21 protein-coding genes are annotated in these 22939 nt (G+C 38.6%); 7 read left to right on the forward strand and 14 right to left on the reverse strand.

What is annotated here, in order from left to right; genetic code table 11:
- Positions 1-129: 129 nt before the first annotated feature.
- The 3 genes from treF to H4J76_RS04830 form a co-directional block, all read right to left on the reverse strand.
- Positions 130-1677: an alpha,alpha-trehalase TreF gene (gene treF / locus H4J76_RS04820; protein WP_259366351.1), complete on the reverse strand. Its 1548-nt coding sequence runs from the start codon at positions 1675-1677 to the stop codon at positions 130-132.
- Positions 1678-1700: 23 nt separating this feature from the next.
- Positions 1701-2930, reverse strand: a complete 1230-nt coding sequence (locus H4J76_RS04825) for a sugar MFS transporter (RefSeq protein WP_182221769.1) — start codon at positions 2928-2930, stop codon at positions 1701-1703.
- A gap of 102 nt (positions 2931-3032) precedes the next feature.
- Positions 3033-4055: a LacI family DNA-binding transcriptional regulator gene (locus H4J76_RS04830; protein ID WP_182213678.1), complete on the reverse strand. Its 1023-nt coding sequence runs from the start codon at positions 4053-4055 to the stop codon at positions 3033-3035.
- A 217-nt stretch (positions 4056-4272) separates the two neighbouring features.
- Between H4J76_RS04830 and H4J76_RS04835 the strand changes: the two genes are divergently transcribed.
- On the forward strand, positions 4273-6531 hold the full coding sequence (locus H4J76_RS04835; protein WP_182221768.1) for a TonB-dependent receptor: 2259 nt from the start codon (positions 4273-4275) through the stop codon (positions 6529-6531).
- A 123-nt stretch (positions 6532-6654) separates the two neighbouring features.
- Here the strand turns inward: H4J76_RS04835 and rsmI are convergent, their stop codons facing one another.
- Positions 6655-7515: a 16S rRNA (cytidine(1402)-2'-O)-methyltransferase gene (gene rsmI / locus H4J76_RS04840; protein ID WP_182213680.1), complete on the reverse strand. Its 861-nt coding sequence runs from the start codon at positions 7513-7515 to the stop codon at positions 6655-6657.
- A gap of 76 nt (positions 7516-7591) precedes the next feature.
- Here rsmI and H4J76_RS04845 point away from each other — a divergent pair, with 76 nt between their 5' ends.
- From H4J76_RS04845 to dolP, 4 genes are read left to right on the forward strand one after another with little or no spacing between them, the layout of a single operon-like run.
- Entirely contained in the window at positions 7592-9469 is a 1878-nt protein-coding gene (locus H4J76_RS04845; protein ID WP_182221767.1) for a penicillin-binding protein activator, read from the forward strand.
- Positions 9456-9830 carry a YraN family protein gene (locus H4J76_RS04850; protein WP_259366350.1) on the forward strand — a complete coding sequence of 125 codons (375 nt, stop codon included), beginning with the start codon at positions 9456-9458 and terminating at the stop codon, positions 9828-9830. Before H4J76_RS04845 ends, H4J76_RS04850 begins: the two co-directional genes overlap by 14 nt.
- 27 nt (positions 9831-9857) lie before the next feature.
- Positions 9858-10448 carry a phosphoheptose isomerase gene (locus H4J76_RS04855; RefSeq protein ID WP_070375790.1) on the forward strand — a complete coding sequence of 197 codons (591 nt, stop codon included), beginning with the start codon at positions 9858-9860 and terminating at the stop codon, positions 10446-10448.
- 4 nt (positions 10449-10452) lie between these two features.
- Entirely contained in the window at positions 10453-11019 is a 567-nt protein-coding gene (dolP, locus tag H4J76_RS04860) for a division/outer membrane stress-associated lipid-binding lipoprotein (RefSeq protein ID WP_182213870.1), read from the forward strand.
- A gap of 163 nt (positions 11020-11182) precedes the next feature.
- Here dolP and H4J76_RS04865 read toward each other — a convergent pair whose 3' ends face one another.
- The 10 genes from H4J76_RS04865 to zapE form a co-directional block, all read right to left on the reverse strand.
- Positions 11183-11635 (reverse strand): ClpXP protease specificity-enhancing factor, encoded by a 453-nt coding sequence (locus tag H4J76_RS04865; RefSeq protein WP_182221806.1) that lies wholly within the window; start codon positions 11633-11635, stop codon positions 11183-11185.
- A gap of 17 nt (positions 11636-11652) precedes the next feature.
- Entirely contained in the window at positions 11653-12291 is a 639-nt protein-coding gene (gene sspA, locus H4J76_RS04870; RefSeq protein ID WP_070375788.1) for a stringent starvation protein SspA, read from the reverse strand.
- Positions 12292-12376: 85 nt separating this feature from the next.
- Complete coding sequence (locus tag H4J76_RS04875) at positions 12377-13090, reverse strand: cytochrome c1 (protein ID WP_182213685.1); 714 nt, start codon at positions 13088-13090, stop codon at positions 12377-12379.
- Positions 13090-14355, reverse strand: a complete 1266-nt coding sequence (locus H4J76_RS04880; protein ID WP_146799547.1) for a cytochrome bc complex cytochrome b subunit — start codon at positions 14353-14355, stop codon at positions 13090-13092. The genes H4J76_RS04875 and H4J76_RS04880 overlap by 1 nt, the downstream gene beginning before the upstream one ends.
- Positions 14355-14945, reverse strand: a complete 591-nt coding sequence (gene petA / locus H4J76_RS04885) for a ubiquinol-cytochrome c reductase iron-sulfur subunit (protein ID WP_070375785.1) — start codon at positions 14943-14945, stop codon at positions 14355-14357. The genes H4J76_RS04880 and petA overlap by 1 nt, the downstream gene beginning before the upstream one ends.
- 569 nt (positions 14946-15514) lie before the next feature.
- On the reverse strand, positions 15515-15907 hold the full coding sequence (rpsI, locus tag H4J76_RS04890) for a 30S ribosomal protein S9 (RefSeq protein WP_182169313.1): 393 nt from the start codon (positions 15905-15907) through the stop codon (positions 15515-15517).
- A gap of 3 nt (positions 15908-15910) precedes the next feature.
- A complete protein-coding gene (gene rplM, locus H4J76_RS04895; RefSeq protein WP_070375783.1) occupies positions 15911-16339 on the reverse strand; it encodes a 50S ribosomal protein L13 in 429 nt (142 codons plus the stop codon).
- Positions 16340-16594: 255 nt separating this feature from the next.
- Positions 16595-17263 carry an NrdJb gene (locus tag H4J76_RS04900; RefSeq protein ID WP_182213687.1) on the reverse strand — a complete coding sequence of 223 codons (669 nt, stop codon included), beginning with the start codon at positions 17261-17263 and terminating at the stop codon, positions 16595-16597.
- A 33-nt stretch (positions 17264-17296) separates the two neighbouring features.
- Positions 17297-19453: an adenosylcobalamin-dependent ribonucleoside-diphosphate reductase gene (locus H4J76_RS04905; protein WP_259368029.1), complete on the reverse strand. Its 2157-nt coding sequence runs from the start codon at positions 19451-19453 to the stop codon at positions 17297-17299.
- Positions 19454-19658: 205 nt separating this feature from the next.
- Complete coding sequence (zapE, locus tag H4J76_RS04910) at positions 19659-20774, reverse strand: cell division protein ZapE (protein ID WP_182213690.1); 1116 nt, start codon at positions 20772-20774, stop codon at positions 19659-19661.
- Between the two features lie 176 nt (positions 20775-20950).
- Between zapE and H4J76_RS04915 the strand changes: the two genes are divergently transcribed.
- Together H4J76_RS04915 and H4J76_RS04920 are read left to right on the forward strand one after the other, a co-directional pair.
- The gene (locus H4J76_RS04915; protein ID WP_182213692.1) at positions 20951-21406 is read left to right on the forward strand and encodes a YhcB family protein; all 456 of its coding nucleotides are present in this window, start codon (positions 20951-20953) and stop codon (positions 21404-21406) included.
- A 91-nt stretch (positions 21407-21497) separates the two neighbouring features.
- On the forward strand, positions 21498-22853 hold the full coding sequence (locus H4J76_RS04920; RefSeq protein WP_182221764.1) for a Do family serine endopeptidase: 1356 nt from the start codon (positions 21498-21500) through the stop codon (positions 22851-22853).
- Positions 22854-22939: the final 86 nt, after the last annotated feature.

A 22939-nucleotide genomic window follows, 5' to 3' on the forward strand; every position in this document is an offset into this window, starting at 1 on the left:
CTAAGTAATGAGAAAACTGAGCCTATATTTATTAAACCGAGCATAAACAAATAACTGCTCGGTTTGCTCTTTATAAAAGTTATTATCAAAACTGATCAAACAAAACTTGCTATTGTAAAAGGATCCAGCTTAATCTCTTTCTTTAATACATAACGCGCTAAAGGCGACATGCACACCATTTGTCCAACCGAAACCTTCTTGTACATCATACTCTCCGCCTTCGGCTTTATGGCTTTGCTGACATACATTATATTTTTCCATTATTTTTCCTGTTTGCTGAAAATACGACTCTACCGTATTAAGCCAACGGTTCTTAATGGTTAGTGCTAAGCATTGTTTTTCATATTTAATTAGGCCTTGAACAGCAAACCAATGTAATGGCGCCCAACCATTTGGTGAATCCCATTGCTGGCCTGTTTCAATAGCAGTCGTGATTAAACCGCCTCGCTGTAAAAATTCATTTTCAATCACCTTACTAACTTGGTCAACTTGTTTCGCATCAGCTAACTCAACAAACAAAGGTAATACTCCGGCTAATGATTTTACTGAGCTATAAGATTTTTTATCTAGATCATAGTCCATGTAAAAACCATCATTTTCTGACCACATATAACGCTGTATTGCTGCTTTTCTTGTTGCCGCATAATCTTTATAAACAAGGCTGGACGCTTCATTCCCCAGTATTTCATAGAACTTAGCGAGTAATTCTTCCTGCTTGTACAATAAGCAATTCAAGTCAACTGGTAGAATCCGTGTGGTTCTAATAGACGCTAATGAATTTTCATCACCTAACCAGCGTGAGCTAAAATCCCATCCTGATTCGCATGCTGCACGAATATTACGATAGAAAGATTCAGGATCTTCAGGCATTAATTCCTGACATAATTCAATGTCTTCACGATATGATTCGGCACGAGGAGCAGCATTATCATCCCAATATCGATTCAAGAAACTTCCGTCGGGCATTTTAATGATTCGTCTAGACTCAAATTGTTCATCTGTCTCCAATGCCTTACCTTGCATCCAGAACTTATATTCTGTTTCAATGGCTTTAATATGAGTTGTTATAAATTGCTGTTTATTTTGTTGAAAAGGCAAAAGTAACTCAACTAACAAGCCTAAAATAGGAGGCTGCGAACGAGATAGATAATAACTTCTATTACCATTAGGAATACAACCATAGTTTGATTGTAATTCTAAGAAGTTACTCAACATAGATTCAGCTAAAGCAATATTTCCTGACTCAACCAAACCTAATGCAGTAAAGTAGCTGTCCCAGTAATATATCTCCCTAAATCTACCTCCTGGCACTATGTAAGGATTTTTCAGAGGTAACAAAGAGCCTACAGCATTGGGATCAGCTTCCTTTTTTAAAACGGTCCATAGTGAATCAATGTGTTCGGCGATACTCGTTTTTACGTTTTCTGAACGTATTTCTTCATGCTCAACAATATCAAAACACTCTGTGATAAAAGCTTCTAAATTGAATGAAGACTTATGTTTTTTTTCAGTTTTATACTTCTGTAAAATTTCCATAAAAGCAGTTTTAGGAATAGCATCAGTAAAAGTTTTGCTGTCGGCAAACAAACCACTCATTTGCACATCTTTGAATAATTCACTTTCAAAAAAATGTAAACTTTCTTTAGTTTGTTGATTTAATAATTCGGTATTCATCATGGGATAACCTTGTTGTTATTTCTTTAAACAGAATGCTTCGCAGTTGCGACTTTAAAAAAATACAAACTAGCGACGAGAAGTCCCATAGGTATTAATGAGAGATAAAAGGCTTGTTGACCACCGAGTGCTTCAAAAGAATAACCGGTAATAATAGAACCTGTAGTACCACCGAGTGCAGAAAACACCACAATGAGTCCAGTCATTGATGAGTGCTTTGCACGCGCTAAACTACTTAGCATCACTGAATTGAGTACAGGATAAATAGGCGCCATCATTAAACCAATTAACGGGAGAAGATAAGCGACGGCTGGAGCATCAAAAACACTGGTGACTAAACCCGTCGTCGGGTCTTGTGTTAATGGCAGTAGTAATAGAATAATTAATGCCATCCCTGCTAAACAAATATTCAAAAAGGTATACCAATTTAGGTAACGTAGAATTTGCCCAGCTAATAATCGACCTAATGCTAATGCAGCGGCAAAGATACTCGTCATCTGTACACTAATATTGGTGGGTAAACCTAAGACTTCACTATTGAACGTAGGTAGCCAAGTGCCGATCCCTTGTTCAATTAATACATAAAGAAATATAGAGATGACAAAGATAAGCACCAAAGGCTGATAACTCATTTTTATCATTTCAACAAAGTCACTAAATATACTTGTTGATGTTAAAGACTGCTCAGCTTTGCTAATCGAAGAAAAGCTCACTAACACTAAGGTTAATAAAGACATAACGGCTAGCACATAATAAACATTCATCCATTGCGTAGACTCTGCCGAATTGCCATCAATATAAAAACTGAATAACCAATAGCCCGATAAACTGCCGAGCATAAAAATACCTTCTATGGTGTTAAGCAGTGAAGAGTGAGATTTTACTGAATGTGTTAACTGACCAATAATGGAATAAACTGATATTTTGACTAAGGCAAACGAAACACCTATACAGGCGAATAGGAGTTTGATCACTAGAAAGTTACCAATAACTGGCGTTAAGAAACAAGCGATGGTAACTATGGCTAAACCTACAGCCAGCGCAATTTTATATCCAATTCGTGGAATAACTGATGCCACAAAAAAAGAAACAAACGCGATAGATAAATCTTTAAAACCTTCTAATGTACTCGCTTGCGGTTTGCTTATATCAAAGCTATTTATTGACTGAAGAATGACAGTACCTACGCTATTAAGCAGAATAGCAAAAACGAAATAGCTTGCAGCAATTGCACTTATGGTAATAAAACGCGACATAAATAAACTCATTATTTGATAATTAAGTTTAGTCTATAATCAAAAGCGCACGAATGCAAACGTTTGCATTCGTGCGCTAATAATAAGAGGATTTAACGATTATTAGATAGAGCGGGTAGAGTTTCGTGCAATTAACTCAATATCCATAACAACCGATTTTGCTTTTCCGCCACTAAACTGAACTAATAACTGTTCCACCATAATTTTAGCCGCCGATTTAGTATTTTGTTTAATCGTGGTAAGTGACGGGTGAAAAAGCTCAGCCATCGCTATATCATCAAATCCTACAATACCAACATCATTTGGAATACTGACATAACGCTCTTTCAACGCTTTCAACGCTCCAAGTGCCACCATATCGCTTGATGCAACAATGCCATCAAAAAACAGCCCCTTTTCAAGAACAAGATCGCCGATTCTTTCGTAAGCCACTTTACTGGTTATATCACACGCTAATGTTAATTCATCACTAATATTAATATCATACTCTTTTAGTGCACGCCCATAGCCCTTATAGCGTTCACTCATTTCTGCATGTTCAGGATCTCCAAGAAACAAAATACGTTTGCAACCGGTATTTATTAAATGTTCCGTCGCTAAATATCCACCTAGCTCATTATTACTGCCGACAACGGCATAGTTCGCGTGCCCTTTTGGATCGCCCCACACAACAAGTGGTGCATTAGATTCAGCCACCTTTTCAATTTTTTCCGTGCTTTTACCTTGCCCAATAACAATAATGCCATCAGCGCGACTACTTCCTATGAAGTAATTAGCCCAATCTTGTGTTGCCATAAAAGAATTCGACAACAGTAATTCATAGCCACTTTGATTAAGTGCTTGGTTTAAATCGCCCACCACTTTGAGTAAAAAAGGGTCACTAATACTTTGATCGGTATTGTCAGTTAAGTTTAAAATTACCGCGACAACATTGGTTTTTTGCGTGCGTAAACGGCTAGCAGCTCTATTTAAGCTAAAATTATGTTCACTCGCTAATGCTTGTAATTTTTCACGTGTTTCTTTTTTTATCAAAGGGTTATCATTCAAAGCCCTTGATACCGTTGACGTTGATACACCTGCTAGTTTAGCCAGCCCTGCCAAAGTAAGTTTGTTTGCGTTAGCCAATTCCGTTTATTTCCAAAATTAATAAAATATAAATGCCGAGGAAGTATTACATATCTAGCTAGTATTGCAATTGAAAGCACAACAATGCAAACGTTTGCAAAAACAACTTGCAAACGTTTGCATTCATCTTTATATTAATTATGGGGAAGGAAATATCAATAAATATAACTAATAACTGATATGGCACTGCTAATATTGGTATAAGAGGGAAAAATACATGACTACTAACTTCAAACTATCTACCATTGCGATAGTTGTCGCATTAAGCTGCCAAGTGAGTTCAAGCTTTGCGGCAGAGAAAACATCAACAAAAAATAAAAATGCTAATATCGAAAAAATTGTTGTTACGGGTACTTTCAGCGGTAAAAGCGTTGCTAAGGAAGAAGCAAGCTTTGCTGTTAGTTCTTTTTCTGAAGACGACATGATAAAAATAGCACCTAAAAGTACCGCTGATCTTTTTAAAGCAATTCCTGGTGTTTGGGCTGAAAGCTCGGGTGGCGTTGCCGGTGCCAATGTATTTGTTCGCGGCTTTCCAGGTGCAAGTGACGCACCATACCTTACAATTCAGCTGCAAGGCGCTCCTATTTTCCCACCACCAACACTTAGTTTCCTAGAAAATTCAAGCATATTTCGCTTAGACGATACTATTGAATTTATGGAAGCACTTCGTGGCGGCACAAACCCAGTAATATCAAATGGTCAGCCAGGCTTAACCACTAACTTTTTATTAAAAGAAGGCTCTGAATATACTGAAGGTTCAATTAAATATTCAACATCCGATTACGGCTTACAACGTGTAGATAGCGTAATAAGTGGTCGCTTAGCTGATGATTTATACTTCATGGTTGGTGGCTATATTAAAAGCTCACCTGGCGCTCGTGACGCAGGTTTTAATGCTGAAGAAGGTAATCAATTTACTATTAACATTACTAAAAAGTTAGACAACGGTAAAATTAATATTTATACCCGTCAAACTGATGATCATGGTACTTGGTATGTACCCGCACCTATCACTGTTGATGGCGTAGACAATAACTATACGCAAATTGGCACTAATAATCGTCTGCAAAAAATTGAGTTTGGTGATGGAGAATCTAAAGTTTTTGATTTTGGTAAAGGCCGAGGCTGGAATGGCGCAGTATCTGGCGGTAGCATTGATTTAACCCTTGATAATGGTTGGGGTCTTGTTGATCGTTTCTCTTACACCAAAGGTGATGCTGATACCTATGGCTTAGTACCACAAGGTGGAGCGGTTAAGTTATCAACGGTTGCTGATAATGGCGAATCGGCCATTGGTGTGGTTACTGGTACTCAATATAATGGTAATACCGACGTTCAAATGATTGGTGGTTGGGTCGTTCTCAAAGAAATTGAAGCATTTACTAATGACTTTGCTTTAACTAAAACATTTGATAAAGGCAGTGTAACGGGTGGTTTTTATAATTCTACATTTTCATCTACCGATTGGTGGTCATTAGGTAATCAGTCTTATCATGTGGTAGAACAAGGTGGCGAAAACCTGACAGGTATTGACTGTAATGACAATGCCGACCACTGTAGTTGGAGTTACGACATCAATAGCATTGGTGATGGCAAAACTACCGCATTTTATGCTGCTGCATCTTATGAAATTTCAGATGTTTTAACTATCGATAGTGGTGTACGTCGTGAGAATCATGAAATTGAATATACGCTTGATACGGGCTTAGACGGTAGTATTGATCAGGTAGCCTCTTTTGATGAGTCAAGTACTTCATGGACTGTTGGTGCAAACTGGATGTTTACAGAGAAACAAGGAATTTTTGCTCGTATTAGTGACGGTAGCAAAATGCCTTTCTTTGATAATTTAAGAGAAGGTCAAACTGAAGTTCAAGAAGTTGCTCAATATGAATTAGGTTATAAACACTCAGCGGATAACTTTAGCCTTTATGCTACAGGTTTTTTCAACGAAGTGACTGGTGATTCTTTCGTTGCTATTCCAGGCCAACCAGCACAAGTAACGACCAATGAAGCTTATGGAGTAGAGATTGATTTTAATTTCTTCACCGATAATGGCTTCTCTGTTGCCGTAGGTGCGACGCTTCAAAAAACTGAGCTTACAGAGTCTAGCAACCCTGATAATGTCGGTAATCAAGCACAAAGATTACCAAACTGGCAGGTACGTATCACGCCAAGCTACGATCTTGAGTTTGACAATGGCATGTACGGCACAGTATACGGTACAGTTTCTTCGGCAGACGACCGTTTCAGTGATCCAGAGAATACTGATGCGCTAATATTAGAAGGTTATACGAAAATTGATTTTGGTGTCATTCTAAACCTTACTGACGAAGTTAAAATGCAATTAGCGGTGAACAACCTTACTGATGAAGAAGGTTTAACAGAAGCAGATCCCCGCGGAACTTCTGGTCTGTTGGATAATGGCCGTTATATCATAGGTCGTACAATTGATTTTAACGTGAGTTATCAGTTCTAGTTTGACGGTACGTTTGAGCGATTAGCAAAAAGCCAGCTTATATTATTAGCTGGCTTTTTATATTTATTTAATTATCATTTACTCGTACTATTTAAAATAAGCGTATTAGTGGGAGTAAACGACCTAAACTTGGTCTTCCTTCATTGAAAGGGCAATCTCATATAAAGCGTTTTTCTTCACACCATAAATTTCAGCAGTAATTGCACAAGCTTTTTTAGGTTTCATTTCTTCCAATAATAACTTCAATGTGTCAATCGCTTTTGCGGGTATCACATTGGCGTCAATTTTTTTGCCTTCTATGATTAAAACCATTTCACCTTTTAACTGATTTGGATCTTCTTTTAACCAAGCTAGTAAGTTTTCAGCAGTATCTGAGTGGACGGTCTCGAACGTTTTTGTTAACTCACGAGAAATAACCACCTGACGGTCTCCACCCAATACTTTGACAATATCTTCAACGGTATCAATTGCTCTACGTGGCGCATCATAGAACACCATAGTGCGCGGTTCTTCTAATAAGTTTGCTAACGTTGATTGTCTAGCACCTGATTTTGAAGGAAGAAAACCTTCAAATGAAAAGCGATCTGTGGGTAAACCCGCGACAGATAGAGCAGCAATTGCTGCACAAGCACCCGGAATAGGAGAAACAGGTAAATTAAGTTGTCGGCAATGGCGAACCAAATGAAAACCAGGATCACTGATTAAGGGAGTTCCGGCATCTGAAACCAGTGCAATGCTTTTGCCTTCTTGTAAAAGTGTTGCTACATAGTCTTGACGTTGGCGTTCATTATGGTCATGTAATGATAATGTTTTGTTTTTGATAGAATAAGCAGATAATAATCTTTGAGTATGGCGAGTATCTTCACAGGCAATAATATCCACATGAGTTAACACATCAAGTGCGCGTTGACTGATGTCGGTTAAATTTCCGATGGGTGTGGCGACGATGTAAAGCGTGCCTGATTCTACAAATACTGACGACATAATGAATACTTAAGTTGAGACTGATGAAGATGAAGTTTATTATAAAGCTAACTAATAAAGTACGGATTTATCGCTGGTGAGCCAAACTAATTTTTTGTTTTCTAAAAAAAGCACTTTTTATCGAATTACTACACTCTTTTCTGTCGTTCTATTAACAACGACATTATTGACAAGTTGCGGTACTTCCAAAAATATTGCCGCCAATAAAGGCGCAATCGACTCTCGAAATCAACCATTAGCGAGTGCCAATAATAAAATAACCTCACAACAGTTGCTGTCGGCTGCACAAACACAAGAAGTAAAAACAGCAATCGCCACACTTATTGATGCTAGTGAATTACTGATTGGTGAGGAGAGTTATAATCAAGCACTATGGTTATCTGAGCAACTCACAACATTGACTGACAATTCACAAGACAATTACCGTCTAGCATTGGTAAGTGCAGAAAGTTTACTTAAGCTAAATGAGGTTGAATTAGCCTTTAAGCAGCTTGAAGTTGCTAATAAAATTTCAACCGATAATAACGCTATTCATCGCGAAAACTACTACTTCTTACTGGCTGATATACAGCAGCGTAGAGCATTAGAAATTAGTGCGGTCAACGCTAAATTGCATTGGTTTTCCAGCAGTTCAAATACAGACGTTGATGATATTTATGGGCTATGGCAAGCATTAAGTTTACTGTCTACTTGGCAAGTCAGCCAATTAGCAGAGCTTGACCCGCCTTATATTAAAGGTTGGCAACAACTATTAACTTACGCGCATAAATTTGGCGGTGATATTAACCGCTTTGATGCTTACTTAAGTCAGTGGCAAGGTGATTTTTCTGCGCACCCCGCACAAGCGATTATTGAAACATTAAGAAGAACAGAACAAAGCCCACAAGCACTTATTGAAAATATTGCTATTATTTTACCCCTTTCCGGTAAACAAGCGTCTGCAGGGAAAGCTGCCCAGCAAGGGATCCTAGCCGCTTATAGTAATATTCCCAATAAAAACTTAACCTTTATCGATGCTGATACACTTGACTGGACCTTATTAAATGAACAGCTAATCGCCTTAGATAGTCATTTTATTATTGGTCCTTTGCTTAAAAATAATGTTGATAAGTTCCTTGCCCAAGGTGAAATTTTGCTACCTAGCTTATTGCTTAACACCCCAAAAGTTCAGCAACGGAGCGCAGAGCAATTCATTCTGTCGATGCGTCCAGAAGACGAAGCTTACCAAGCAGCAACAACATTGAGTCGAAAAAATTATCGCTCACCAGTCATACTCAGCCACCGAGATACCGCCAGTAAAAGAATTGCCCGAGCCTTTAGCAAACAATGGCAACTGATTAACGGCTATGCTCCTGAAGTTGTTTATTTCGAAAAAGGCAAAATGATGCAAGAGCAACTCAAAGCTAGCTTAGAGGTTGATAGTAGCCAAGCCCGTATCAAGGATTTGAAAATAAGAGTAAAACAGAGTATCGATTCAGAGCCAAGAAATCGCCGTGACATCGATATGTTTTACTTAGTGGGTTCACCGGCACAAACAAAATTACTAAAACCGTACATTGATGTTAATACCAGTCCTTTTGCTACTATTATCCCGGTTTATGCTAGCTCTCGCAGTCATAGCAGTAAACAAGATTCAAGTAAGCATAATGATCTTCGTAACCTTATATTTACCGAAATGCCTTGGCTATTAAGTAGCCAACAACAAAATGCTCAATTAGCTGATTTGAGTAAAACGCTTTGGCCAAGTCGCACTGACTCTTTACAACGCATCTTTGCCATGGGTTATGACAGCCTATATTTAGTCGATAAACTGCCGCTAATGAAACAAAAACCCTATGTTCGTCATTATGGTCAAACCGGTATATTAAAATTAAACAGTAATAACACCCTAACGCGAAGCTTATTGTGGGGCATATATCAAGATGGCGAGGTCGCTGAAATTGCCATGGACTAAGCCAGTTACGACTAAAAAAACTGGCGATATTACCGAAAGGTACGCGGGAGATTTTTTGGTGGCACAAGGCTTAATTATTGAAGAAAAAAACTACACCTGCCGGTTAGGTGAAATTGATATAATCGTCAAAGATGCTGACACTTATGTCTTTGTCGAAGTAAAATATCGTGCTTCGATGTCGTTTGGTGGTGCTATTTCAGCAATATCAACGAAAAAACAGCAAAAAATTAGGAAAACAGCTGCAATTTATCTGCAACAATGTGGTTTAAACGAATATAATACTTCTTGTCGATTTGATGTTATTGCTTTACAAGGTAATATAAACAATCTCGATATTACCTGGCTAAAAAACGCCTTTTAGAGTCAATAAACGGAGCTAATTTCATTTATGTTAGAACGGATCAAAAGCAACTTTACCGAAAGTATCCAAACCAAAATTGCCGCCAGTGAATTACTAGCAGGCCCTATTGAGCATGCTGGTATGATAATGGTGCAAAGCTTATTGGCTGGTAATAAAATACTTGCCTGTGGTAACGGCGGTTCAGCCGGTGATGCACAGCACTTTTCAGCCGAGTTATTAAACCGCTATGAAACTGAACGACCACCTTTGCCGGCAATAGCCTTAACAACCGACACGTCGACGATTACTTCTATCGGGAATGATTATTCCTTTGATGAAATATTTTCTAAACAAGTGCGAGCATTAGGTAATAATGGTGACGTTTTACTCGCTATTTCAACCAGTGGTAATTCTCGCAATGTCATAAAAGCGATTGAAGCAGCAGTATCTCGCGACATTCCTATTATCGCATTAACCGGCGGTGATGGTGGTGATATTGCAGGTTTACTGGGCGAAAACGATGTAGAAATACGTGTACCTTCTTCACGTACGGCTAGAATTCAAGAAGTACATTTAGTGGTAATACATTGCTTATGCGATATTATTGACACGACTTTATTTCCTCAAGATGCCAATTAATATGATGCGAAAAAAATTATTAATAACCCTAGCAAGTATTGTACTTTTGCAAGGGTGTGTTGCTGCTGCTGTTGTTACTATTGTCGGTGGAGCATCTGCTGCTACCGATGAGCGTAGTATTGGTACACAGTTGGACGACCAAAAAATTGAATTTGAGGCCAATGCTAAGCTTGGCAAACATCAAGCCCTCGAAGACAACACTAATCTACAAGTGATCAGTGTTAACGGTAGTGTCTTAGTTATCGGGCAAGTGCCCAATACCTATTTACGCGATCTGGCGATAAAATCGATTAATGAAGTTAAACAAATTGTTCAGCTACATAATCAAATTCGTATCAGTAATACCACTTCTATTACGACCAGAAGTAATGATGTTTGGTTAACATCTAAGGTTAAAGCGGCTCTTTTTGGCAGTGACAACATCGATGCGACTAATATTAAAGTGGTTACTGAAAATGGCGAAGTATTTTTAATGGGCTTAATAACACAAGCACAAGCTAATGAAGCCGTAGAGATAGCCCGTAATGTTAGCGGCGTCAATCGTGTATTCAAAATATTTGAATACATTTAACGATAAGTTACTTACCATCGCGCTCATAAAAAAAGCTTCACAAGTTAATACTTGTGAAGCTTTTTTATTATTTGCTGCTTGCCATAATAACGACTGAAATAAATTTAAAACAGTTTCAGCATAACCGCTAATATACCAACAAAAATTATGGTGTCTTTAGTAATTACTTGATCACTTTTAAGCTAGGCTTACCTTTCGCTGAACCCGTTTCAGACTTGGTTTTTACAGTGCTGCTCTTATCTGAAGAGACACTAGATAAACCTACTGGCTTTACTGGACTTATTTCTTTATCAAGTTCTGGTTCAGGGTGTTCAATCGCAAGCGATGTCCCTGCACCATTCTCTTTTGCATAAATAGCACTTATAGCACCGTAAGGCACGACCAGCTGTTCAAGCTTACCACCAAAACGTGCGCTAACTTCAATGGCATGATCAGCAAGAGAAATAGAGCCAACAGCTGACATTGAAACGTTGAGCACAATTTGCCCATCAGTCACATAAGCTGTTGGAACTAACACACCATAGACACTCGTATCTACAGCAATATATGGTGTAAGGTCGTTATCAGAAATCCACTGATAAAAAGCTCTCACTATATAAGGCTTGTTAGAGGTCATCTCTGGAGATATCAAGGTTAAAACATACCTAAACGTATTTCACGTTCTTCTTCAGTTAACGATGCTTGAAATGACTCACGTTCAAATAACTTCAGCATGTAACCTTTAAATTCTTTAGAGCCTTCACCATCAAGTTCAATACCTAAAGCAGGTAAACGCCATAATAGTGGTGCTAAGTAACAGTCAACTAAACTAAATTCTTCACTCATAAAGTAAGGCGCTTCATTTAAAATTGGCGCTACACTTAACAAACTTTCTTTAAGTTCTTGACGAGCTTTGCTTGCAGCGTCTGCTGGGCCACTCATAATTATTTTTGCTAGACTGTACCAATCTTGTTCTACGCGATGCATCATCAAACGGCTACGACCACGTGATACCGGATAAACTGGCATTAATGGTGGATGAGGAAAACGCTCATCTAAGTATTCAATAATAATTGATGCTTCGTATAGTGCTAATTCACGATCAATTAACGTCGGTACTGTGCCATAGGGATTTAAGTCGAGTAAATCTTCTGGTAAGTTAGCCAAATCAACTAAGTGAATATCAACGCCAACACCTTTTTCAGCGAGTACGATGCGTGTTTGATGACTATACATATCATCAGCATGAGAATATAAATTCATCACTGAACGCTTGTTTGCTGCTACGGCCATAATGCCTCCAAAAATCTGTAATAAAAAACTAACAAAGGGGGCCAAAGCCCCCCATAAATAAAACGCTGTACATTAACAATAATTGTTAGTGTACATCCTTCCAATATTCAACTTTAAGTAAGTAAGCAAAAATAAGGAAAATAAATAAGAAACCTATTACCCAATATCCCATAGCTTCACGCTTAAGCTTGCTTGGCTCACCGGTGTACTCTAAGAAATTGGCTAAATCACGAGCAAAGGCATCGTACTCTTCAACGGTCATAGAACCACCCGTTGCTTCACTGAGTTTACCATTTTCGTCCATCGTACGAACACCTTGTAAACCCTGTAAAACATGCGGCATACCCGCATTTTTTAATACCGTGTTATTAACGCCAAAGGGACGCTCAGGATCAACGTAGAAAGAACGCAAGTAGGTATAAATATAATCAGGCCCTGGTTTTAAACGCGCCATTAGCGTTAAATCAGGTGGTGTATTACCAAACCATTTAGCCGCATCTTTTGCTGGCATAGTATTAGTAATATGATCACCGACTTTTTCACCCGTATACATATAATTAGCAATACCATCGGCTTCACTAATACCTAAATCCTCAAAAGTACGGTTGTATCTTTGGTACTGTAACTGGTGACAACCTAAACAATAATTAATGTAAGATTGAAAACCACGTTTAAGTGACTCTTTGTCACTTAAATCATTACCGGCTTTGTCTAAATGAACACCACTGCTAGCAGCAAGTGTAAGCATAGGCACAAGCGCAAAAATTCCAAAAGTAAAAGCTCTAATAAATTTATTCATTATCCTGAAACCCTCTCTGGAACTGGCTTAGTTTTTTCGTTCTTACTGTATACCCATAAGGCAAGAAAGAAACCAAAATAACCAAACGTAGCGATAGTACCAATTAAGTTATAGACCGGTGTTGATGGCAATGTACCTAAAATACCCAAAGCAATAAAACAAATAACAAATTGCGCTAAGTTAACCGTATGAGCAGTACAACGGAATTTAATAGATTTCACTGTACCACGGTCAAACCAAGGTAATAAGAATAAGACAATGATCGCAGAAAACATACCAACTGCCCCTAATAACTTATCAGGGATAACACGTAAGATGGTATAGAAAGGACCAAAATACCAAACCGGTGCAATATGCTCTGGTGTTTTCAAACCATTTGCAGGTTCAAAATTCGGCGCTTCCATAAAGTAGCCACCGCCTTCAGGGTTGAAAAACATTACCCAAGAGAAAATGATTAAGAAGATAACGATCGCCACTAAATCTTTAACCGTGTAATAAGGGTGGAACGGGATCGCATCGACGATATCGTATTTTTTAGTATATTGCTCATGGAAAGTAAATTTACTGTGCTCTTCTAATGGCACACTACCTTTAGGTTTTTTAATATCTGTGCCTTCAGGGTTGTTCGAACCCACTTCATGAAGTGCAAGAATATGTAAGAAAACTAATACAACTAAAACCAGTGGCATTGCAATAACGTGTAAAGCAAAGAAACGGTTTAAGGTAGCACCTGATATAACGTAGTCACCACGTATCCAGAGTGTTAAGTCATCACCTATAATTGGAATAGCACCAAACAGAGAAATAATAACCTGCGCGCCCCAATAAGACATATTACCCCAAGGTAATAAGTAACCCATGAAAGCTTCAGCCATAAGCACTAAAAAGATCAACATACCGAAGATCCAAAGTAACTCACGAGGCTTTTGGTATGAACCGTACATCATGCCACGGAACATATGCATATAAACAACAACAAAGAACGCTGACGCGCCTGTAGAATGCATATAGCGAAGTAACCAGCCGTAATCAACATCACGCATGATGTATTCTACAGAAGCGAATGCACCTTCACCTGATGGCTCATAACTCATTGTTAACCAAACACCCGTTAACAATTGATTGACGAGTACGACACTCGCTAAAACACCAAAGACATACCAAAAATTAAAGTTTTTAGGTGCAGGGTATTGACCAGCATGCTTGTTTACCGCGTCGGTTAACGGTAAACGTTTGTCAATCCACGCCATTAAATTAGCTAACATTATGCTTCTCCTGCGCTAACACCAATTAATAAGGTGTCTGCTGTTGGGAATGAATGCTCAGGAACCACCAAGTTTGTTGGTGCAGGAACGCTTTGAAAAACACGACCAGCCATATCGAATTTAGAACCGTGACAAGGACAAAAGAAACCGTCTTTTACACCTTCAACAAACTCTTCAAAATCGCCTTGGTGGTGAGTAGGAGCACAACCTAAGTGAGTACACACGCCTAAAGCAACCATAAACTCAGGCTTTATTGAACGATATGCATTGGCTGCATAAGTAGGTTGTTGAGGCTCTTCTGAACCTGGGTCTTTCAATTGATCGTCATGCGCCGCTAAAGTTGATAATATTTCTTCAGTTCTACGGACCACATACACAGGTTTTCCTCGCCATTCAGCGCGGATTAATTGACCTGGTTCTATTTTACTAACATTGACTTCAACCGGAGCACCTGCAGCTTTCGCTCTAGCACTAGGGTTCCAAGAACCAATGAAAGGCACAGCCAAACCGACAACACCAACACCACCTACTACCGAAGTAGCAGCAGTTAAAAAGCGTCGACGGCCGTTATTCACGGGCGCATTGCTCATTCAAAATCTCCAAATAACATTGTTTCAAACAAATTCGAATTATTATTCTCACAGCTACAGTGAGTTGCGAGAGGAAATACTTTCCAATTGTTTGCCCAAACTTGCGACAAAAAATTTTTCTGATAATAAAGAAATAAGCACTTTTTTACAAGTAAAAATAAGCGAAACATCAGTTATATATCTTAATTTCACTGACTTTGTCACTTTAAACACACAGCTAAATACGAAAGATTATTATTCAAAAAAAGCGCAGAAAAGAATAGTTTCTCTTTCGCTATCCGATAAATTATTTTAATGCTTATATAGTTGAGTGTAATTGCTAACCATCGAAAAAGTGCTCAGTAAACAGCTCAATAATACGACTATTTTCCCGCATATTATTTTTATTACTGATCCTTTAAAGTTTACCATTTTATTGGAACTCGCACTGTATTATTTATTATCGCCTAAGGTCGCTTTTATAATAAACAGCCCACGAAGTTACCTTACTGCGGATGCTCATTTTTCTAAATGACAGATATAAAAAAACCGACATAAAGTCGGTTTTTTGAAAACGTATAAGGTAAATATTAACGTTTTGAAAATTGTGGCTTTTTACGAGCCTTGTGTAAACCAACTTTCTTACGTTCAACTTTACGAGCATCACGAGTTACGAAACCAGCTACACGTAGAGAACCACGTAAAGTTTCATCGAACTCCATTAATGCACGAGTAATACCGTGACGAATTGCGCCAGCTTGACCAGAAATACCACCACCAACAACAGTGATGTTAAAGTCAAACTTTTCTAACATTTCAACTAATTCTAATGGTTGACGAACAACCATACGAGCCGTTTCACGACCAAAGTATACAGAAATGTCACGCTTGTTAATTGTAATTGCACCGTTACCAGCTTTCATGAACACACGAGCAGTTGAGCTCTTGCGACGACCAGTACCGTAATATTGATTATCAGCCATTGCTTAAAGCTCCAAAAGTTGTGGTTGTTGTGCAGTATGCTTATGTTCAGTGCCCGCGTAAACTTTAAGCTTACGGAACATTTCACGACCTAAAGGACCTTTAGGTAACATACCTTTAACTGCGAATTCTAAAACACGCTCTGGAGCTTTTTCAATTAGTTTTTCAAAACTAATTTGCTTAAGACCGCCTGGGAATTCTGTATGCGAGTAGTAAATTTTACCTTTCGCTTTATTACCAGTTACTTTCACTTTCTCAGCGTTAATAACAACGATGTAATCGCCAGTATCTACGTGAGGAGTATATTCTGCTTTATGCTTGCCGCGTAAACGGGTTGCAATTTCAGTAGCGATACGTCCTAAAGTCTTATCTTCGGCGTCCACTAAGAACCATTCGCGTTGTACGCTTTCTGGTTTTGCTACAAAAGTTTTCATTAAAAAACCCAATATTTATTATGTTACTTTAAATGATGAATGCTAAGAATTAGCATCACCGGTTAAAAAGACCACGCTCTACCCCTTCGAGTATCGAGTCCATCGCCACTACTTTTCACAAAAGTCAAAAACAGTAGGCATTTGTAACGCAGGGAGCGCGGATTATACAGAAGTTATCTACTAAGATCACCTATAAATCACAATCAATTGCACTTTTTTTAAACTTTTATCACGAATACAATCGCTAGCTAGTAACTAACCACATTTTGAATCGCCGCAATTTAAGCAAGTAGCGCAATTGTCTAATGAGATTACCGACTTTTGATAACATTTTACACATTGGCTTGCTGTGGTTGGAAAAGCTAATAGCTCACTTCCCTCTTTAGCTTTTATTGTTTGGCGCTTTTCCTCAATGTAGGCTTGTTGGTGGTTATCTCTTTCACTTTTTGGCAACATATCTAATGCCTTTAAATGTGTTTCAATAACATGGCCAATATCAGCGACCACCGATGGCATAAATATACCTGTGCCTCTTTGGTAATAGCCACCTTTGGGGTCAAATACTGCTTTTAGCTCTTCGACTAAAAAGGTGCAGTCACCTCCCTTGCGAAATACCGCTGAAATAACCCGTGTTAGCGCCACTACCCAAGAATAAAACTCCATATTTTTTGAATTGACAAAAATTTCGAAAGGACGGCGAGTTTCTTGGTCACTTTCTTGATTGAGCAAAATATCATTAATAGTAATATAAAGAGCATGGTCTGATACTGGCGGTTTTATTTTATAAGTAGAACCAATTAACATTTCAGGACGTTTTGTACTTTCGGTGAGTTTATCCGCGATGCCTTTTATTTTTTCTTTAACAGGCAGCTGATCAGCAACTAACACCTTAACCGCAGTGATCGCTTGATTAATTTCTCTCATTATTAGTTTCCTCGTTATTTTTTGCCAGGGCTTTTAGAGCTTACCGTAGTAACCTTCTTTTAAAGCGTCATGAAGATTTGCAGCCGTATGCGTTTCGCCGTCGTAAACCACCTCTTCATTACCTTTCGCTAAAATCTCAGTGCCATCGGCTAAGGTAAACTGATACGTTACATTAGCGAGTTCTTCGTCTTTTACTAATACGCCTTGATGGACTTCTGGGTTAAAACGAAAAGTCGTACAGCCTTTCAAGCCCTGGTCGTATGCATACAAATAGATATCTTTGAAGTTTTCATAATCGATATCAGTTGGAACATTAATTGTTTTTGAAATAGACGAGTCTATCCAGTATTGTGCCGCAGACTGAATATCAACATGTTCTTTAGGAGCGATGGCATCGGCAGATACAAAATAGTTAGGCAGCTTTTTATTGTCATCTTCGCTATATGCCAAAGCATCTTTATTGATAAAATGACGATATGCCAGCAGTTCATAACTTGAAACAGCGACGGATTCTTTTGATTTCTTACCTTGACGAATAATATTGCGGTGATATTCATGTGCAAAGCTTGGTTCAATACCATTAGATACATTATTACCTAGACTGAGCGCTAAAGTGCCTGTGGGTGCTATTGAAGAATGATGTGTAAAACGGGCGCCAACCTCAGCTAACGCTTCGACAAGTTCAGGATTTTCTTCAGCGATACGCTGCATATAACGACTGTATTTTGCGTGCAGAACTGAACCTTTGATTTTATCCGCCACTTTTATGCCGTCTTTTATCATTTCGGGGCGTTTTACTAGCATTTGCTGAGTTACCACGAACGTTTGTGCAAGTATCGGCGCAGGGCCTTTTTCTTTTGCTAAATTTAACGCTTCTTGCCACCCCGTTATCGCTAAAACTTTTGATACTTTGTCAGTAAAAGCCAGGGCTTCAGGACTATTATAAGGTATTTTTAATAATGTCAGAGCTGAGCCTAATCCTAAGTACCCCATACCATGACGGCGCTTACTTTGAATTTCTTGCTGTTGTTCAGGCAGTGGTAAGCCATTAATTTCTACTACGTTGTCGAGCATGCGGGTAAAAACTTTAATAACTTCGCGGTATTTATCCCAATTAAATTTCGCACTAGAAGTGAAAGGTTGCTCAACAAATTTAACTAAATTTACTGAACCCAGCAGACAAGCACCGTTGGGTGGTAATATTTGTTCGCCGCAGGGATTACTTGCACGTAGTTTTTCACAAAACCAGTTGTTATTCATTTCGTTAGCATGGTCAATGAGTAAAAAACCTGGTTCAGCATAGTTAAATGTATTGCTCATTATCATATCCCACAGCCTAACAGCTGGTATCGAGCTATAAATTTTACAGGCGATTTTACCTTCATGATTCAATACATAATTATGTTTTTTAATATAAGCGTTATCAAAATAATTCTCTTTGAAGAGTATTTTATCCCGATCGGTGATAGCGATATCATCGGCAAGTAACTCTTGGTGAGAAATAGGAAAATTGAGTAACCAGTCTTGTTGATTTTTTACAGCAGCAATAAATTCATCACTGATCAGTAGTGATAAATTAAATTGCCGTAACCGACCATCCTCGCGCTTCGCTAAAATAAAACGTTTAACATCAGGGTGAGAGATATCAAAAACCCCCATTTGCGCACCACGCCGCCCGCCGGCAGAACTAATGGTAAAACACATTTTATCGAAGATATCCATGAACGACAGTGGACCTGAAGTTGTGGCACCGGCGCCAGCAACAAAGGCACCACTGGGTCTTAAAGTTGAGAATTCATAACCAATACCACACCCCGCCTTTAACGTTAGGCCTGCTTGGTGCACCGCAGTTAATATACCCGTCATTGAATCGTCGATAGTGCCTGAAACCGTGCAGTTTATTGTTGATGTGGCGGGCTTAAATTTTTCGGCACCTGCATTTGATATTATTCGTCCCGCAGGATAGGCGCCACACTCCATCGCCCAAACAAATTTCTCGTACCACTTTTTCTTATCTTTATTTTCTATATCCGCGAGCGCTAAGGCAACTCGATGAAATGTTTCTGAAATAGTATTCTCTTGCGGGTGGCCATGTTTGTCTTTTAAGCGGTATTTTTTATCCCAAATATCAACTGAAGCGTCTTGTAATTTAATACTTGTCGCTAAGCCTGGTGAAAAAGCGTTTGTCATCAGCATTCCTTTATCATTTTATTTTTGGTGTATATTACCTATAAAAATAAATGACAAAAGCCAAAGCACTACATATTGCGATCAAGATCAATAAATAACACAACATATAGCTAGTTAGCGTAATAACGCTAAAATTGGCATAAAAAAATGCCGATCGTTAAATCGGCATTTTTATAATTATCTTTAAGTAAGTTTTACTATCTCACTAAGGTAAGTGCTTACTTGCTAAATAATCATGTGACTGCATTTCTTGTAAACGACTTAAACAACGTTTGAACTCAAATTCCAAACCACCGTGGCTGTATAAATTTTCCATTTCGACTTCAGCAGAAATAATTAATTTTACATTACGTTCATAAAATTCATCAACCAAGGCAATAAATCGACGGGCCGCATCTTCACGATCGACACTCATTTGTTTAACATTTGCTAATAATACCGTGTGATACAAACGACTTATCTCCATATAGTCAGTTTGACTACGTGCGGATTCACACAACACCGAAAAGTCAAAGTGCACAATACCGTCTGACTCTTCAATCGCCGATAATGAGCGATTATTTATTTTAACGTCAACATCTTTCTTACCTGGTTTGACCGACAATTGAATAAAATATTGCGCCAGGTTTTCACTTGCCTCTGCATCAAGTGGAGCATGGTAAATCTCGGCTTGCTCTAGGGTTCGCAAACGGTAATCAATACCGCTATCGACATTTACCACATCACAATGTTTATTGATGAGTTTAATGGCTGGTAAAAAACGTTCGCGTTGCAAACCATTTCGGTACAGACCGTCAGGTATAATATTTGACGTTGCCACTAAAGTAACATTATGTGCAAATAATTCTTCAAACAAAGCGCCAAGGATCATTGCATCGGTAATGTCGGAAACAAAAAACTCATCAAAACAAATAATGCAGGTTTCATCAGCAAAACGTTTGGCAATTATTTTCAATGGGTCAGCTTGCCCGGTTAATGTTTTTAATTCTTGATGAACACGGTGCATAAAGCGATGAAAGTGAACACGCATTTTATTTTCAAAAGGCAAACAATCATAAAATGTATCAACTAAATAAGTTTTCCCTCGACCAACGCCACCCCAAAAATAAAGTCCTTGTATGGTTTTGGTTTCAGATGAGGCAACAATGCGCTTCCAGCGATTAAGCACCTTCTTAAATCCTTCAACGGGTAAGGGTTTATTTTGAAGATCTTCATAGAGACGCTGTAAGTTTTTTACCGCATTTTCCTGCGCATCGTCATGTAAAAAATCATCACGAGTTAAATCTTCATTATACTTATCTAGAGGTGAAAGCTTGATCATTTATTGGCCACTTATATTTTGTTTCACAAAGTCTTTACAGGACTAATGAAATATTTTCTTGAAATTAACAAATTCGCAATCATATTCATTAGGTAAGCGCGAACAGAAGCGCTATTATACAAAATAAGTTCCCATATTTTTACTAATTTTATTGAATATAACGAGGGTTTGACACTATGGATATAGTTTTAGCAATTTTTCTTTTATTAGTTGGTGCGGCAATAGGTTTTGTTGCTAGTCGTTTTTTATCTGCATCAGTCCAAGACAACCAGAAACTTAGTGAACGCGTTAGTAATAGTGAAGCCGCTTTAGCGCAATATAAACTCGATGTTGCAGAACATTTAGATGATTCAACAATACTTTTGGACAAAATGAATAGCACTTGCCAAACAGCCATGTTGCAAATGGAAAAAAGTACGCAGTTATTAAAACAAGCAACACCTTCAGACGTTGATGGCATGCCTTTTTTCTCAAAAGAAACACAAGAACAACTTGCACAAACCGTATCATTACGTCACAGCCGAGCCGAACGTAAGAGTGAAGAAACAAGCACAGAACCACCACTTGACTACTCAGGTCAAGCGAGTGGACTTTTTGCCGACAAGAAACAAAGTGTTACAAATGTAGGCTAATGTTCTTTGGAACTAACGCACACAGCATAGGTCTTTAGTTAAGTATAAAATTACATTAATCATTTATGTTTATAAGAAGGTTGTCTCTTTTATGAAAAAACTGTCTGTTTTAGCAACAAGTATTCTTCTTTCCGGCTCTATTGCCGTGGCAAGTTTGCCCGTCCAAGCCAATTTACCTTTTTCCGTTAGTGGTCAACAGTTGCCAAGTTTAGCGCCGATGCTAGAGAAGGTTACTCCGGGTGTCGTGCTAATTTCGGTTACTGGTACCCACGAAGATAAATCTAAAGTACCAGATGCTTTAAAGTTTTTCTTTGGTAATCCTCAACAAAACCAAGCAAGAAAACGTGAATTTCGAGGTTTAGGCTCAGGGGTCATTATTGATGCTGCACAAGGCTACATAGTCACTAATAATCATGTCATCAATGAAGCTGATGAAATTCAAATAACGTTAAAAGACGGTCGTCAAATCACCGCCAAGAGAATTGGCTCCGATGCCAGTAGTGATATCGCTTTACTACAAATAGACGCTGAAGATTTAATTGAAGTAAAATTAGCTGACTCAGATGATATACGAGTTGGAGATTTTGCTGTTGCCATTGGTAGCCCTTTTGGTTTGGGGCAAACCGTCACTTCAGGTATTATAAGTGCTTTAGGACGTAGCGGATTAAACGCGCAGAATTACGAAGACTTTATTCAAACTGATGCTGCTATCAACAGCGGTAATTCAGGTGGTGCACTCATTAACTTACACGGTAAACTTGTTGGCATTAATACGGCGATATTAGGCCCTAATGGTGGCAATGTGGGTATTGGCTTTGCCATACCCAGTAATATGGTCGATAACATTGTTAGACAATTGATTGAGTTCGGCGAAGTTCGCCGTGGTGTACTTGGCGTGTTAGGCCGAAGTGTCAATGGTGAAATCGCCAAGGCACTAGAACTCGAGTCGAGCCAAGGTGGCTTTATCGAGCAAGTCGTTGCTGATTCTGCTGCTGCCGATGCCGGCATTGAGTCTGGTGATGTTATTACCAAAGTGAACGGAAAAGTGGTAAAAACGTTTGCCGCCATTCGAGGAAAGATTGGCTCAATTGGCGCAGGCAAGTCTGTTGAATTAACGGTCATCAAAAAAGACGGCTCAGAAAAGACTTATGACGTTACGCTTAAAAAACAAGAAACAGCAAAAGTAGAGGCCGCAAGCATTCACAGAATGTTAGATGGCGCTGAGCTTGAAAATAGTACGAATGATCAAGGTATTGATATTAAGTCAGTCGAAGAAGAAAGTCCCGCCGCCGCTATTGGTTTACAAAGAGGTGACGTGATCAGCGGAATAAACCGCACGCGTATAAAGTCTATAGGTGAATTACGCAGTTACTTAAATGATAACAAAGGGGTTTTTGCGCTCAATATTGTCAGGGGTAATAGCACATTATTTTTAATGATCCGCTAACACCGCAAGGGTGATAATGGACTTATCTAAAGGCTCTTTATGAGCCTTTTTTATTTTTCAAACTATAAGATTAAAGCAGACCTATG

It is taken from the genome of Colwellia sp. BRX9-1, from assembly GCF_014077195.1.
GTDB lineage: Bacteria > Pseudomonadota > Gammaproteobacteria > Enterobacterales > Alteromonadaceae > Colwellia_A.

Coding starts and splice junctions, on each gene's coding strand:
- H4J76_RS04905 (WP_259368029.1), bottom strand. CDS start 19,453: ATGACAAACGCTTTTTCACCAGGCTTAGCGACAAGTATTAAATTACAA.
- rplM (WP_070375783.1), bottom strand. CDS start 16,339: ATGAAAACTTTTGTAGCAAAACCAGAAAGCGTACAACGCGAATGGTTC.
- H4J76_RS04900 (WP_182213687.1), bottom strand. CDS start 17,263: ATGAGAGAAATTAATCAAGCGATCACTGCGGTTAAGGTGTTAGTTGCT.
- H4J76_RS04920 (WP_182221764.1), top strand. CDS start 21,498: ATGAAAAAACTGTCTGTTTTAGCAACAAGTATTCTTCTTTCCGGCTCT.
- H4J76_RS04915 (WP_182213692.1), top strand. CDS start 20,951: ATGGATATAGTTTTAGCAATTTTTCTTTTATTAGTTGGTGCGGCAATA.
- H4J76_RS04875 (WP_182213685.1), bottom strand. CDS start 13,090: ATGAATAAATTTATTAGAGCTTTTACTTTTGGAATTTTTGCGCTTGTG.
- H4J76_RS04855 (WP_070375790.1), top strand. CDS start 9,858: ATGTTAGAACGGATCAAAAGCAACTTTACCGAAAGTATCCAAACCAAA.
- treF (WP_259366351.1), bottom strand. CDS start 1,677: ATGATGAATACCGAATTATTAAATCAACAAACTAAAGAAAGTTTACAT.
- rpsI (WP_182169313.1), bottom strand. CDS start 15,907: ATGGCTGATAATCAATATTACGGTACTGGTCGTCGCAAGAGCTCAACT.
- petA (WP_070375785.1), bottom strand. CDS start 14,945: ATGAGCAATGCGCCCGTGAATAACGGCCGTCGACGCTTTTTAACTGCT.
- sspA (WP_070375788.1), bottom strand. CDS start 12,291: ATGGCCGTAGCAGCAAACAAGCGTTCAGTGATGAATTTATATTCTCAT.
- dolP (WP_182213870.1), top strand. CDS start 10,453: ATGCGAAAAAAATTATTAATAACCCTAGCAAGTATTGTACTTTTGCAA.
- rsmI (WP_182213680.1), bottom strand. CDS start 7,515: ATGTCGTCAGTATTTGTAGAATCAGGCACGCTTTACATCGTCGCCACA.
- zapE (WP_182213690.1), bottom strand. CDS start 20,774: ATGATCAAGCTTTCACCTCTAGATAAGTATAATGAAGATTTAACTCGT.
- H4J76_RS04865 (WP_182221806.1), bottom strand. CDS start 11,635: ATGACCTCTAACAAGCCTTATATAGTGAGAGCTTTTTATCAGTGGATT.
- H4J76_RS04835 (WP_182221768.1), top strand. CDS start 4,273: ATGACTACTAACTTCAAACTATCTACCATTGCGATAGTTGTCGCATTA.
- H4J76_RS04825 (WP_182221769.1), bottom strand. CDS start 2,930: ATGTCGCGTTTTATTACCATAAGTGCAATTGCTGCAAGCTATTTCGTT.
- H4J76_RS04880 (WP_146799547.1), bottom strand. CDS start 14,355: ATGTTAGCTAATTTAATGGCGTGGATTGACAAACGTTTACCGTTAACC.